This is a genomic window from Clostridium weizhouense, assembly GCF_019431045.1.
In the GTDB taxonomy this organism is placed as follows: domain Bacteria; phylum Bacillota; class Clostridia; order Clostridiales; family Clostridiaceae; genus Clostridium; species Clostridium weizhouense.
In genome coordinates this window covers 257,157-271,750 of sequence record NZ_JAHXPT010000003.1, presented here as the reverse complement: position 1 = coordinate 271,750, position 14,594 = coordinate 257,157, and the positions used below count along the sequence as shown (strand labels likewise).

The 14,594-nt window shown below is 24.8% G+C and carries 12 protein-coding genes; 11 read left to right on the top strand and 1 reads right to left on the bottom strand.

Annotated features, from left to right (window positions below):
- Positions 1-356 precede the first annotated feature (356 nt).
- A complete protein-coding gene (locus KYD98_RS05780; protein ID WP_258049656.1) occupies positions 357-1,154 on the top strand; it encodes a tetratricopeptide repeat protein in 798 nt (265 codons plus the stop codon).
- 27 nt (positions 1,155-1,181) lie between these two features.
- The gene (locus KYD98_RS05775; protein ID WP_219778646.1) at positions 1,182-1,958 is read left to right on the top strand and encodes an endonuclease/exonuclease/phosphatase family protein; all 777 of its coding nucleotides are present in this window, start codon (positions 1,182-1,184) and stop codon (positions 1,956-1,958) included.
- Positions 1,959-2,128: 170 nt separating this feature from the next.
- On the opposite strand, the gene KYD98_RS05770 is transcribed toward KYD98_RS05775, so the two are convergent.
- Positions 2,129-3,037, bottom strand: a complete 909-nt coding sequence (locus KYD98_RS05770; protein WP_219778645.1) for a DMT family transporter — start codon at positions 3,035-3,037, stop codon at positions 2,129-2,131.
- Positions 3,038-3,373: 336 nt separating this feature from the next.
- Here KYD98_RS05770 and KYD98_RS05765 point away from each other — a divergent pair, with 336 nt between their 5' ends.
- The 9 genes from KYD98_RS05765 (at position 3,374) to KYD98_RS05725 (ending at position 14,365) form a co-directional block, all read left to right on the top strand.
- Complete coding sequence (locus tag KYD98_RS05765) at positions 3,374-5,149, top strand: M3 family oligoendopeptidase (protein WP_219778644.1); 1,776 nt, start codon at positions 3,374-3,376, stop codon at positions 5,147-5,149.
- 240 nt (positions 5,150-5,389) lie between these two features.
- Positions 5,390-5,827, top strand: a complete 438-nt coding sequence (locus tag KYD98_RS05760) for an Hsp20/alpha crystallin family protein (protein ID WP_219778643.1) — start codon at positions 5,390-5,392, stop codon at positions 5,825-5,827.
- 528 nt (positions 5,828-6,355) lie between these two features.
- On the top strand, positions 6,356-7,192 hold the full coding sequence (locus KYD98_RS05755) for an aldo/keto reductase (protein ID WP_373368725.1): 837 nt from the start codon (positions 6,356-6,358) through the stop codon (positions 7,190-7,192).
- 131 nt (positions 7,193-7,323) lie between these two features.
- Positions 7,324-7,953: a DUF305 domain-containing protein gene (locus tag KYD98_RS05750; RefSeq protein ID WP_219778642.1), complete on the top strand. Its 630-nt coding sequence runs from the start codon at positions 7,324-7,326 to the stop codon at positions 7,951-7,953.
- A 232-nt stretch (positions 7,954-8,185) separates the two neighbouring features.
- Complete coding sequence (locus KYD98_RS05745; protein WP_258049654.1) at positions 8,186-9,472, top strand: PocR ligand-binding domain-containing protein; 1,287 nt, start codon at positions 8,186-8,188, stop codon at positions 9,470-9,472.
- Positions 9,473-9,517: 45 nt separating this feature from the next.
- A complete protein-coding gene (locus tag KYD98_RS05740; RefSeq protein ID WP_219778641.1) occupies positions 9,518-10,246 on the top strand; it encodes a response regulator transcription factor in 729 nt (242 codons plus the stop codon).
- A 251-nt stretch (positions 10,247-10,497) separates the two neighbouring features.
- Positions 10,498-12,909: a glycyl radical protein gene (locus tag KYD98_RS05735; protein ID WP_219778640.1), complete on the top strand. Its 2,412-nt coding sequence runs from the start codon at positions 10,498-10,500 to the stop codon at positions 12,907-12,909.
- A gap of 189 nt (positions 12,910-13,098) precedes the next feature.
- Entirely contained in the window at positions 13,099-14,031 is a 933-nt protein-coding gene (locus KYD98_RS05730) for a glycyl-radical enzyme activating protein (RefSeq protein WP_219778639.1), read from the top strand.
- 193 nt (positions 14,032-14,224) lie between these two features.
- The gene (locus tag KYD98_RS05725; RefSeq protein ID WP_219778638.1) at positions 14,225-14,365 is read left to right on the top strand and encodes a hypothetical protein; all 141 of its coding nucleotides are present in this window, start codon (positions 14,225-14,227) and stop codon (positions 14,363-14,365) included.
- Positions 14,366-14,594 lie beyond the last annotated feature (229 nt).

Sequence of the window (14,594 nt, the reverse complement as noted above, 5' to 3'; positions counted from 1 at the left end):
CAGTTTATAGAGAAGTATCTTTTTTTATTATGTATAAATAAGTTATGTAAAAATTAAAAAAATTATTAAAATGTTTTTAAAAAAATAGATATATATGTATATCCTAACTGCATATTTATAAAGTTAATTATATATCTTTAGTCAAAAAATATATAAATATTAGGTAAGAAATGAAAAGAAGAAAAGTTAATTTTAAAATTGGTAGAAATAAAACATTTCTAATTAACATATATTTATGATATAAAGGTAACATAATATGTTTTTAATAAAATTAAAAATTAGTTAGTTTTAAGTAAGATTAATTTGTTTAGAAACATAAAATATAGTTAAATTGATTTTGATGGGGGAATATATAATTGAATGGAGTAGTAGTACCTATTAATAAAATAATAGAAAATTATAAAAATGCTGATATAGATTTTGAAAATATGAGTTTAGAAACTTTAAAAAAATATGCAGAAAGAGGTAATAAAAAAGCTGAAAATGCTTTAGGAGATAGATATTATAATGGAGATGATATAAAACAAAATTATGAAGAAGCTGTTAGATGGTATAAAAAATCAGCTGATCAGGGATATGATGTAGCACAATATAATCTTGGAGATATGTACTATAATGGCTACGGAATAGAGCAAGATTATAACCAAACTATTAAATGGTTTAAAAAAGCAGCTAAGCAAGGTAACTCTAATGCTCAATGTAATTTAGGATGCATGTATGAAGAAGGACAAGGTGTTGATATTGATTATAAGGATGCAATTAAATGGTATAAAAAAGCAGCTGATCAAAATGATTTTTATGCGCAGTATAACTTAGGAAACATGTATATGTATGGCAAAGGTGTAGATAATAATTATAAAGAAGCATTTAACTTATATGAACAATGTGCTAAACAAGGGTATGTAAAAGCACAAAATATATTAGGATATATGTATGAAGAGGGTATTGGAGTAGAACAAAATTATAAAGAGGCAATAAAATTGTATGAGGAAGCATCATATGAAGATTACCCTTATGCACAATATAATTTAGCAGGAATGTACTATAGAGGTAAAGGAGTTAAGCAAGATTATAAAAAAGCGTATCATTGGTATAAAAGAGCTGCTGAATTAGGATTACAAGAGGGTATAAATGCTTTAAAAGAAAAGTTTTAAAAAGAAGTTTAGAAAGAGGATATTACTATGAAAATAATGACATTTAATCTAAGGTGTGATTTTTTTCTAGATTTTAATAATAGGTGGGATATAAGAAAAAACTTAGTTTTTGATATAATACATAATTATAATTGTGATATTATTGGCACTCAAGAGGATACAAATAAAATGTTTGAGGATATATCCAATAATATTTCTGAATATAATATTATTGGTAATCCTAGAAGTAAAAAATTATTTTCAGAAAGAAATGATCTGTTAATATCTAAAGAGAATAAAATTATAGATTATAAAACTTTTTGGTTATCAGAAACTCCAGAAAAAGTAGGAAGTTCTAAATGGTACTCAGTTTTCCCAAGAATATGCACAACAGCTATATTGGAATTAAAAAATGGCAAAAAAATTAGGGTTTGTAATTCTCATTTAGATTGTTTTTTTTCTAAGGCAAGAACTTATGAATTAAATAAACTGTTAGAGTTCATTAAAAAAGAGCAACAAAGAGAAGAACTTCCATTAATAATTATGGGCGATTTTAATTCTAATCCTAATAGTAAATTAATTAAGAATTTTACAAGTAATAAAATTTGTAATAAAAGACTTGTAGCAGTACAAGAAGTAAATAAAGATTTATATAATAAGGCAACCATGGGACATTTTAAAGGAAAGGAAAATGGAACACATATTGATTATATTTTTGTATCAGAGGAATTTGAAATAGTTGATGTAGAAATAATAAAATATAATATTGATGGAAAGTATCCATCAGATCACTATCCTTTAATGGCTGAGGTAAATATAAATTAATTGTATAAATAGAAATAAGGTTTATTTATTAATTAACTAATAAAATGAGGAACTTATATAGAAAATTTATTAGGATAGTAAAAGACTATCTCAAATTTATAAAAAATTTGAGATAGTCTTTTACTATTATTTGTACATAAGTAGAAATAATATTTTTAAGATAAGTGTATTTATTGAGAAACAGGTTCTTTTGAAATAACTTCTTTTGAAACTGTTTCCGTATCTTTAGATAATATAATAGTGGCAGCTAATATTAGTGCAGTACCCATTAGTAATTCAATAGATAATTTTTCACTTAAAAATATTACCCCTAGTATTATACTAACTATAGGTTCAAAAGTACCTAATATAGATGTAGATGATGTACCAATTAATTCTATAGCTTTAAGGAATAATATTACAGAAATTATTGTTGAAATAATTGATATCCCTAGATATGAACCAATTATTTTTGAGTTGAATTCTAATACTATAGATTTTGTAAATAGTCCATATACAGTCATGCCTAAAGTGGCACCTATACACATATACATAGTTGAAATTTTATTATCTATTGATTTTATACAATCAAGACCTAAAATAATAACATTACCAGCATATGCAACTCCCGAAAATAATGCTAAAAATATTCCAAATGCATTTAATGTTTGATTTTCAAATGCAATAAGTGAATAAACACCAATACCTGAAAGTAACAATGATAAAACCTTTTTCTTACTGATTTTTTCTTTAAAAAATATAAATCCAAAAATGCAAACAGCTGTTGGATATATAAAATGAAGAGTAGTAGCTAGTCCACCACCCAAATATTTATAAGAAATAAATAAAGCTTGAGTTATAACAGTATAACCTATAATTCCAATTAATAATAAAAGTAAAAGTTGCTTACTTTCTAGAGTGATTTTTACCTTTTTATAAAAAAGATATATAAATAGAATTAGTGCTGATAATAAAAATCTAAATATTAATACTGTTGTTGGATTAGAGCCATTATTATAAGATACTGATGCAAATATAGGCAGAAGTCCAAATGCTGCAGATGATAAAATTGCGTATACTATGCCTTTATAAGAATTCAATAAAATCTTCCTCCTTTTTTATATTTAATAGAAATAAATTTATATAATATTAAGTAATTCACATAAACAAATTTAAATTTTATCTATGAATTTTAAATTTGTTTATAGTATGCTTATACACAGTAAATGTTAAAAAAGTTTCATTATAGATTATAGTTAATTTTATTTTTATAAGCAATAAAAATAAAAAAAATAATTACTAAATATTTAATTTAATTACTATATAATTAAAATTAAGTATTAATGGTATAATATAACTGTATTTTTAAAGCAGTATTTATGTTGTATAAAATATAGCATAAATATATGAAAGTACAGTATGAGGAGGAAGTAATAATGGAATTAAATTGGAGCTTAAAAGAAATATATACATCATTTGATAGTGAGGAGTTTAAGGACGATGTTGAAAAACTTACTAAAACAATAGAAGATATTAAGTTTTGGACAGAAAAAGTTATAGGTAATAATGAAAATTTAGTGTCTAAGCTTGAAGAATATATAAATTATTTTACAAGTTTCACAGAATTAGCGAATAAACTTTCTATATATATAAATCTTAGTTTAAGTGTAAATACAAAGGATAAAGATGCCTTAAAGTATTCTGATATAATAGAAAATAAGTTAACATCAATTGTAGAACCTTCAACTAAACTTCAAAGATGGATAAGTAAAATAGAGGATATAGATGGTGTTATAAAAAAATCAGATTTACTTAAAGAACATGAATTTGTATTAAATAGTTTAGTTGAATCAAGTAAGTATTTACTTAGTGATAAAGAGGAAACAATATTAGCTAGTATGAAAAACACTGGATCTAATGCTTGGCTTAAACTTAAGGATAATTTAATATCTACACTAAAAGTAGATATAGATAAAGATGGAGAAAATAAAGAATTACCATTAACTGTTGTTTTAAATATGGTTTATGATAAAGAAGAGAAGATAAGAAAAAAAGCATATGAAGCTGAAATAAAATCTTATTCTAAGGTAGAAGATGGGGTAGCGGCAGCACTTAATGGAATAAAAGGGGAAGTATTAACAGTTTGTGATTTAAGAGGATATAAATCTCCACTTGAACAAACAATTTTAGAATCAAGAATGGATGAAGAATCATTAAATTCTATGATTTCTGCAATGAAAGAAAGTCTTCCTATATTTAGAAAGTATTTAAGAAGAAAAGGTGAAATGTTAGGACATAAAAATGGTTTACCATTTTATGATTTATATGCTCCAATTAATAATGCAGATATGAAATTTTCTTATGAAGATGCAACTAAATTTGTTGAAAAGAACTTTAGAACGTTTAGTGATAATTTAGCAGATTTTGCAAAGAAAGCTATTTATAATTCATGGATAGATGTTAAACCTAAATCAGGAAAAGTTGGGGGAGCATTCTGCGAAAATCTTCACTTTATTGGAGAAAGCAGATTTTTACTTAATTATGGGAATAGTTTTGGTGATGTTGTAACACTTGCCCATGAATTAGGCCATGGATTTCATGGTGAATGTCTGAAGAATGAAACTATATTAAATTCAGATTATCCAATGCCAATAGCTGAGACAGCATCAACTTTTTGTGAAACAATAATAAAAAAAGCTGCAATTAATGAGGCTACAGAAGAAGAAGCATTATCAATATTAGAAACAGAAATAAGTGATTGTACTCAAGTAATTGTTGATATATATTCTAGATTTTTATTTGAGAAGGCATTTTTTGAAGCAAGAAAAGAAAGTGCTTTAAGTGTAGATGAAATTAAAGAACTTATGTTAAATGCCCAAAGGGAAGCTTATGGAGATGGATTAGATCCTAATTATTTACATCCATATATGTGGACTTGGAAACCACATTATTATTACGCAGACAGTAACTTTTATAATTTCCCTTATGCATTTGGTTTGTTATTTGCTAAAGGTTTATATGCTGAATATATAAGAAGAGGAAAATCTTTCTCTAAGGATTATGAGAAACTTCTTTCAATTACTGGAAAAAATAAAATTGCAGATGTAACAAAAGTTATGGGAATTGATATTCATGATAAGGAATTTTGGAAGAATTCTTTGAAGAGTGTTCAAGATGATATAGAAAGATTTATAGAATTAAGTTATAAATAAATCTTATATAATGTTTAATGCCCAAATCAAAACATAGTTTATGTTTTGATTTGGGCATTGTTATAAAATAAGTAATTTAAAGAAATCTCTATAAAAATGAAGATATTTTTATTATTTAACCCTAAATTAAATATAATATAAAATAATAAAAAGAAACTAACTTTGACCTTCTTTGACCTTAAATATATAATAAAGTTGTAAAGAAAATAAATATTAAATATCTAAAAGGAGGACTTTAGTATGTTTGGATTAATACCATTTAAAAAATATGGAGTAAAATCTACAGGAGATTCATTTGAAGATTTTATAACAGGATTTTTCAATGATGATTTCTTTAGTAAAACAACTGCAATAGGTAATTTTACAGCTGATATTAAAGAAACCTCAAACGAATATATATTACAAGCTGATTTACCAGGTGTAAATAAGGAAGATATAAATATAGAATATAGAAATAATTATTTAACTATATCTGCAAAAAGAAATGAAGTAATAAATGAAGATCACAATAATTATATTAGAAGAGAACGTCATTATGGAGAAGTTTCAAGGAGTTTTTATGTAGATAATATTGATAGAAATTTAATTAGAGCTAAATTTGAAAATGGTGAGTTATATGTAACATTACCAAAAATCAATAAAATTATAGATTCAGGAAGTAGAATAGAAATAGAATAATATTGATGTTACTTTTAGTGAATATTAATGTTTTAGTATAAAACTCATGGACAGGAGAATTTACTTTAAGAACTCTAAAATAAATCTTAGTCCAATTAATGCATGTTCCCAATTAAAGATTGCTGACAAGCAATTAATTGTAAAACTAAAAGGAAACTCGACTCATGTACATTCGCTGAGTAAGTTCAAGTAACAAAATATAAAATTTTGGCTTTCACTTAAGATTTCTAAAAAACAAATTCCAATGCCAGTTCGTTCTTATACTAAAACATTAAGAAAAACATAATAACTATAGATATGATTGATTAAATGGATAATCATATCTATAGTTTCTTTTGTGTTAAATACATTTTTAACTTATATAAGGAAATTTTATTAATGATATTGTATAATAAAGATATAAATAAAGAACTATTATTAATTTTTGGAAAACGTTATCTTAAAAGCTTGATTTATATGCTTACATTTATATATTAATTCTATAAACAAGCTACGGTGTAAATACATTATTAGAAAGGAAAATTTAAAATTATGGATATAACAAGTTGTGTTCAACTAAGCAATGGAATAAAAATGCCTTTACTTGGTTTTGGTACTTATAAGGTGGAGTCTGGAGAAAGTGTAATTAATTCTGTAAAAGAGGCTTTAAAGATTGGATATAGACATATAGACACGGCTGCTTTTTATGGGAATGAAGAAGGTGTTGGTATTGCTATAAAAGAAAGTGGTATTAAAAGAGAAGATATATTTTTAGTAAGTAAGGTTTGGAATACTGAACAAGGTTATGAAAAGACTATAAAATCGTTTGAAGATTCATTAAAAAGGCTAGGAACAGATTACTTAGATTTATTTTTAATTCATTGGCCTCAACCACTACACAAAGAGACATGGAAAGCTTTAGAGAAGCTTTATAATGAAGGCAGAGTTAAAGCTATAGGGGTAAGTAATTACACTGTAAATCATTTAAAGGATTTATTAAAAGACTCAGAGATTTCTCCAATGGTAAATCAAATAGAATTTCATCCAAAACTAATTCAACCTGAGTTAATGGATTTTTGTAATAAAAACAATATACAAATAGAAGCTTGGTCACCGCTAATGAGGGGTGGTATTTTTAAAATTAAACTTCTAGATGAATTATCAAAAAAATATAAAAAAACCATTTCTCAAATTGTGTTAAGATGGGATTTACAAATGGGAGTAGTTACTATTCCAAAATCAATAAAACCATCTAGAATAAAGGAAAATGCAGATATATTTGATTTTGAATTAACAAATGAAGACATGAAGAGAATTAATGAATTAAATGAAAAACTTAGGTGTGGATCTAATCCTGATATTATTTATTCTCAAGGTCATAAATAGAATATATAGATATAATTAAAAGAAATAAATTAGCATTAAGAAAATAATGTTAATTTATTTCTCTTTTTTTGTATAAAAACAACAAATTATTCTAATAATAAAATATAAATCTACTATCTTAGGAGGAAAATATGAAAAAACTAATTAAAAATATTTTTATTGTATTACTATCTTTTATTACATTTGTATCATTTATAAGTATACATACATTGGCAGAAACAAATGAATTAAGTTATTTTAAATCTTATGAGAAGATTATTGAAATTATGAAAGAGGATACTAATAATTTAAGTAAATCTAATGATTTAAACAGTGATTTTTTATATACAATGATAATAAATAATAAGGTATCTGTATCAATGTTAGAAAATATAATAAAATTTGGGGAAAATTCTAATATTAAGAGTTTTGCTAAATCATCACTCAAAGAAGAACTTCTATCTAACGAGAGAATTGAATATATTATAGCTAATTTAGGTGAGGATTCTATTTTCGATTTAGATAAACAGCAAAATTACAATAAACTTAACAATGAAATTTATATTAAAGCTGAAAATGAAATGGAAAAATATAAAGATAGAAAAAATATCAATAAGTCATTCTTAAAAAGTTTTATAGCACATAATGAAGGGGTAATTAAAATGTGTGATAATATATTGAAATATACAAACAATAATGAAGTAGAAGAGGTAGCAACAAATATAAAAAATATAAAAAGTAAGCAAATAGAAAAGATGAAAAAAATTTTTAAATCAGTATAAGATATAAATATAAGTTATTCTAAACTTAAGTAGATTACATTTTATAAAAATGTTTATTAATCAACTTAATGTTAGGGTAACTTATATTTTTTTAGGAACTAATAAATATAAGTATATTTATTAAATAAAACGTTAATGTAACATACCTTTGAAAACAAATAACACAATAAAATAAAAGAAAAAATAAAAGAATAAAAAACACAAAAAAAAAATAAGAGTAACTTGACAAGTATTGGCATTATGGGATAATATTATTAGAATTTTACATAATATAGAGATAAAGAAAGTAGTTGATTTTTCAATGCTTAATAATAGTAGAAATTTAAATGAGATAATAGATGTGAATTTATTACAAGCTATACAAGATAAGTTAGCAGAAATTACAGGTCTTGCTTATAACATAGTTGATTTTAAAGGAAATCCTATTAATAACTATTCAAATTTTTGTGATTTTTGTAGTAAAGTTAGGAGTACAGAAGAAGGAATGAAAATATGTTATCAAACAAATGCACATGCTGGATTAGAAGCGGCTATAAGACAACAACCATATGTATTTAAATGTCCAGCAGGATTAGTAGATGTTGCTACCCCTATTATTGTAAATAATAATTATCTTGGTGCAATTTTTTTTGGACAAGTTAGAACTAATGAAGATAAAGTAGATCCAATTAAAAAATCAAACTATCATTCTAAAATGTGTAAGAATAATTACGACTTATTACAGGATTTTAACAAGACAAAATATATTGATTATTCTAAGATAAAATCAATATATTCTTTGGTTGAGATAATAGTAAAGTTATTAGTTGAAAAATCAGAGTTAATATCAGTACAAGAAGAATTAAGTTTTAATAATATTAAATTATTTAAAGAGAAAGAAGAAAAGAAAAGATTAGAAGAAAAGATTAAACTTTATGAATTGAATTCATTACAAATGCCTATAAGTCTTGATTTTATGCTTAATACTTTAAGTACAATATCAAGTCTTGCATTGATAGAAGATGCTGCTAAAACTCAGGATATGATTTATTCATTGTCGGAATTATTTAGATATAACTCTAAAAATATTGGAACTTTAGTTTCATTAGAAAAGGCTATAGAAAATATTAAAATATATTTGAAAATACAATCAACAAGATTTGGTGAAAGAATAAAATATGAGATTGATATAGATGAAAGAGTTAATAAAGTAAAAATACCTACTATGATTTTACTACCTTTTATAGAATATTCTATATTAAATGGATTATGTCCTAAAAAAGAGGGTGGATTAATTAAAATTAAAGGATATTATGATCAAAAAGATGCAGTTATCTTTATTAAAGATAATGGTATTGGTATTGAAGAAGATGTATTATTTTCAATCTTAAATGGAAAGTGTATTAATGGTTCTTTAGAATCAAATCTATATAATGCTAATAATGTATTAATTGAATATTATGGTGAAGAGTATAAAGCTATAATAAAAAGTGAAGTTAACATAGGCACTACAGTAAGTTTTAAATTACCATTAGCTTAGATATTTATTGATCAGTAGTTTAATTAATGAGAGGAGAAAACTATTATGTGTAAGGTATTACTAGCTTCTGATGAAGCTCTAGAACTTGAAGCTTTAAAAATAATCATATACAAAAAAATTGAAAATATTAATATTATTGGTTTAGCGCATAATGGAGATGAAGTTATTAAAATGGATGATGATTTAAATCCAGATATAATTTTTATGGATACTTTAATGCCAGGAATAGATGGGTTTGAAGCAACTAAGATAATAAAACAAAAAAACAAAGATAGAAAAATTATATTAATGAGTGTTTATGATAATTTTGAGTTTTTACAAAAGGCTTTACAGATAAAGGCTGATGATTATTTATTAAAACCTATAAAACCAGAAAAAGTTATAGAAATATTAAGTGATTACATTAAAAATAATGAAAAGCAATTGTTAGATAAAAATTTATCTAATGAGGATAAATTAAAATTATCTTTGAATTATATAGAAAAAAACTTTAAAACAGATCTAACTTTGCAAGAAGTGGCAGATTATATGAATTATAGCACTACATATTTTAGTAAAAGTTTTAAGAAATATGTAGGTGTTAATTTTAATAAATATCTAACTAACTTAAAAATAAAAGAAGCAAAAAGTGTCTTAAAAAAAACTAATGTTACTATAAATGATTTAGCATTTAATCTTGGATATAATGAACCAAATTATTTTTGTAAAGTGTTTAAAAAAATTGCAGGAATTACACCTTCAGAATATAGAGATAAATATAGCATAAAAGTATAGTTGATGGTTAAAAAAATACCATAATAAATCATAAAAATACTTATTATTATAGTATTTGGAAAAAAATTATAATAATAATAGACATATAAGTATTAAAAAATATTCTAATTAACCTGTATTATAGTATATAAGAAGTAGGTAAATTACTAAACATAACAAATGTAGTAAACGTATTCTTTTGAATAACCTACATAATTGACTATTTAAAAATATAGTGATTTTTAAATATGCTCTAATAAAGGGGGAGAAAAATGGATATTTTATCAAAAGGATTTATTAAACCGACTAAAAGAGTGGAAAAGTTAAAAGAAGAAATACTGTCAGCTGTTCCATGCATAGAACCGGAAAGAGCAATAATATTAACTGAGTCTTTTAAGGAAACAGAAAATCAACCTATAATTATTAGAAAAGCTAAAGCGCTTGAAAAGATTTTAAATGAAATTCCTATAGTGATTAGAGATGGAGAACTTATTGTAGGTAGCTTAACTAAAAATCCTAGATCATGTCAAGTTTTCCCTGAATTTTCGAATCAATGGTTAGTTGATGAGTTTGACAAACTTGAAAAAAGAACATCAGACTTTTTTAAAATTCCAGAAGAAACAAAATCTAAACTCAAAGAAGTATTTAAATATTGGCAAGGTAAAACTGTTAGTGAATTGGCTTCTTCTTATATGTCTGCTGAAACTATTAATGCAATGAACACCAAAGTGTTTACAGTTGCAAATTATCATTTCAATGGTTTAGGTCATATATCTGTAGATTATGCTAAAGTATTAGAAAAAGGTTTTTTAGGAATCATTAAAGAGACTGAAGATGCTATAAATAATGCAGATAAAAGTAATCCTGAATATGTTAAAAAGAAAGCATTTTGGGATGCAGTAATAATTTCTTGTAATGCAGCAATAAATTATGCGAAAAGATATTCAAAATTGGCTAAAAAATTAGCAGAAGAAACAACCGATGTTGATAGAAAAAATGAATTATTAAATATCTCAAAAATATGTGATAAAGTTCCGGAAAATCCTGCGGAGACATTTTATGAAGCATGTCAATCTTTTTGGCTTGTACAAGCTATTATCAGTTTAGAATCAAACGGACATGCTATATCACCAGCTCGTTTTGATCAATATATGTATCCTTATTATAAAAAAGATATAGAGAATAAAGTTGCAACTAAAGAAGAAAATACAGAAATTCTTCATTGTTTATGGGTTAAATTTAATGATCTTACTAAAGTTCGTGATGAAACAACTACTAAAGCATTTAGTGGATACTCAATGTTCCAAAATTTAATTGTTGGAGGACAAACCCCAGAAGGAAAAGATGCAACAAATGAATTATCTTACATGTGTCTTGAAGCTACAGGAAGTCTAAAATTACCTCAACCATCACTTTCAGTTAGAATTTGGAGTAACGCTCCAGAAGAATTTTTAATTAGAACTTGTGAGTTAACTCGTTTAGGAACTGGACTTCCAGCATTTTATAATGATGAGGTTATAATTCCGACTTTAATTAATCAAGGTTTAACTATAGAAGATGCTAGAGATTATGCAATTGTAGGATGTGTTGAACCACAAAAACCTGGAAAAACTGATGGATGGTATGATGCAGCATTCTTTAATTTCGCAAAAGTATTAGAACTTGCTTTAAATAATGGTAAAATTAACGGAAAACAAGTTGGACCTAAAACAGGAGAATTTACTTCGTTTACTAATATAGATGATTTTATAGAAGCTTATAAAAAACAAACTGAATATTTTGTATTCCATATGGTTGCAGCAGATAATTGTGTTGATATTGCACATGCAGAAAGAGCACCATTACCATTTTTATCATCTATGCTTGATGATTGTATAGGAAAAGGCAAATCAATTCAAGATGGTGGAGGACATTATCGCTTCTCAGGTCCATTAGGTGTCGGAATTGCAAATGTAGGTGATTCATTTATGGTTATTAAAAAGCTTATATTTGATGAGAATAAAATTACATTATCAAAATTAAAAGAAGCTGTTGATAGTAATTTTGGAAAAAATGAGAGTGATTCAGTTAAAAAATCTGAATATGAAGATATAAAACAATTAGTTTTAAATAGAGTTCCTAAGTTTGGAAATGATATAGATGAAGTAGATGAATTTACACGTGAAGGAGCAATTATTTACTGTAAAGAAGTAGAAAAATATACAAATCAACGTGGTGGAAAATTTATACCAGGATTATACCCAGTTTCAAATAATGTATATTTAGGAAGCTTAGTTGGTGCAACTCCAGATGGTAGAAATGCATATGAGCCATTAGCAGATGGGGTATCTCCTACTAGAGGCGCAGATATAAATGGGCCAACTGCTGCTGCAAATTCTGTGGCAAAATTAGAACATTTTTTAGCACCAAGTGGAACATTATTTAATCAAAAGTTTAATCCAGGCTCTTTACAAGGAGATAATGGATTGAAAAATTTAGGATCTTTAATAAGAAGTTATTTTGATAAAAAAGGTATGCATATCCAATTTAATGTGGTTGATAAAAAAGTTCTTCTTGAAGCTCAAAAACATCCAGAACAATATAGAGACTTAATAGTGCGTGTTGCAGGATATAGTGCTCAATTTATTTGTTTAGATAAAGGTGTACAAGAGGATATTATAAAAAGAACAGAACAAAATTTATAATTGCCTATATAAATAATTTTAAATATGGTTCTGTTTTGTTAGAAAGTTTAAGGAAGAATAATACTTTTTACAATTACATTTATAAATAATTTTATTTTCACCTAATTCAATAAATTTTTAAATAGCATAAAAATATAATTTGAATTTTCTTTAAAACAGAACCAAAATATAAAATGAAAGGAAAAAGCTATGCTAAAAAATGAAGTGGATTTAAATAAAATAGGAACAGTTTTTAATATACAAAGATTTTCAGTTAATGATGGCCCAGGTATACGTACTATAATATTTTTAAAAGGATGTCCATTATCTTGTGCTTGGTGTAGCAATCCAGAATCTCAAAATAAAAATAAGGAATTACTTTTTAATATAAAAAATTGCACAGGATGTCATAAATGCGAAACTATATGCAAGATGAATGCTATTAATTTTAATACTGATAATAGAATAGATAGAGATAAGTGTATTAATTGTGGAGAATGTGTAGAGAGTTGCTATCCAGGAGCACTTGTTATTTCAGGAAAAGAAATGAGTGTTAAAGAGGTTTTAGATGAATTAAATAAGGAGTCTGTTCAATTTAGAAGATCAAATGGAGGAGTAACCCTTTCAGGTGGAGAACCACTTCTTCAAGATGACTTTGCTTTAGAAATATTAAAAGGATGTAAAAGCAGAGGTATTAATACTGCTATAGAAACTACTGGCTATATAAATAAAAATATAGTAGAAAAAGTAATGCCTTGGCTTGATTTGATACTATTAGACATTAAAACAACTGATGAAAATAAGCATTTAAAATATATAGGTGCAAGTAGTAAATTAATTTTAGAAAATGCAAAATTAATGTCTGATTTAGGAGCTAATATTATAGTTAGAGTTCCTATTATTCCAGAATTTAATTGTGATATTAAAAGCATAGAAAATATAGCTAAGTTTACTAAAAGTTTAAATAATATAAAAGAGATTCATCTATTACCTTATCATAGACTTGGTTTAAATAAATATGAATGTTTAGGAAGAAATTACATGGTAAGAGATGATATTAATACACCAAGTGAAGAAACAATGTTAAAATTTAAAAAAATAGTAGAAAATATAGGACTAAAATGTAATATAGGTGCCCATTAAACCAATAATTAAAATAAAATGGCTCCCTCAAAATATGTTTGTATTTTGAGGGAGTTTTATATTTATCTAAAAATTTATATCCTATATTTAAGTTGAAAATTTTAAATATATAGAAATAAATTTTCATATCATTTGGAATAATAATATTTAAAATATAGCAAAAACAAACTAATTTAAATAGGAGGTATCTATTATGAATAAAAAGACTAATGAAGAAAAATTTTTAAATATGTCACGAGTAGGGAATTTTACTAAAAATGCAGTAGAAAATTTTGAAGAAAATATAGTAGAGCAAAAGAATTATTTGGAAAAGGTTAAAAATAAACTAGAATAACTTTACATGAAGGTGATTATTAAATGATATGTTAAACAATAAAAAAGATATAAAAAAAATACAAGAAAACATATACAAATAATAATTTCATAATAAATAAAGCATATTAGTACTAAAATAATTATTTGTCAAGTTATTAATAATGATATGTTTAAATAAAGTAATAGAATAAATATAAAATTAAAAAATCTATGTTTTAGTTAAACATTTCTTAATGGAAAATAGGAAT

Coding starts and splice junctions, on each gene's coding strand:
- KYD98_RS05775 (WP_219778646.1), top strand. CDS start 1,182: ATGAAAATAATGACATTTAATCTAAGGTGTGATTTTTTTCTAGATTTT.
- KYD98_RS05765 (WP_219778644.1), top strand. CDS start 3,374: ATGGAATTAAATTGGAGCTTAAAAGAAATATATACATCATTTGATAGT.
- KYD98_RS05760 (WP_219778643.1), top strand. CDS start 5,390: ATGTTTGGATTAATACCATTTAAAAAATATGGAGTAAAATCTACAGGA.
- KYD98_RS05750 (WP_219778642.1), top strand. CDS start 7,324: ATGAAAAAACTAATTAAAAATATTTTTATTGTATTACTATCTTTTATT.
- KYD98_RS05740 (WP_219778641.1), top strand. CDS start 9,518: ATGTGTAAGGTATTACTAGCTTCTGATGAAGCTCTAGAACTTGAAGCT.
- KYD98_RS05735 (WP_219778640.1), top strand. CDS start 10,498: ATGGATATTTTATCAAAAGGATTTATTAAACCGACTAAAAGAGTGGAA.
- KYD98_RS05730 (WP_219778639.1), top strand. CDS start 13,099: ATGCTAAAAAATGAAGTGGATTTAAATAAAATAGGAACAGTTTTTAAT.
- KYD98_RS05725 (WP_219778638.1), top strand. CDS start 14,225: ATGAATAAAAAGACTAATGAAGAAAAATTTTTAAATATGTCACGAGTA.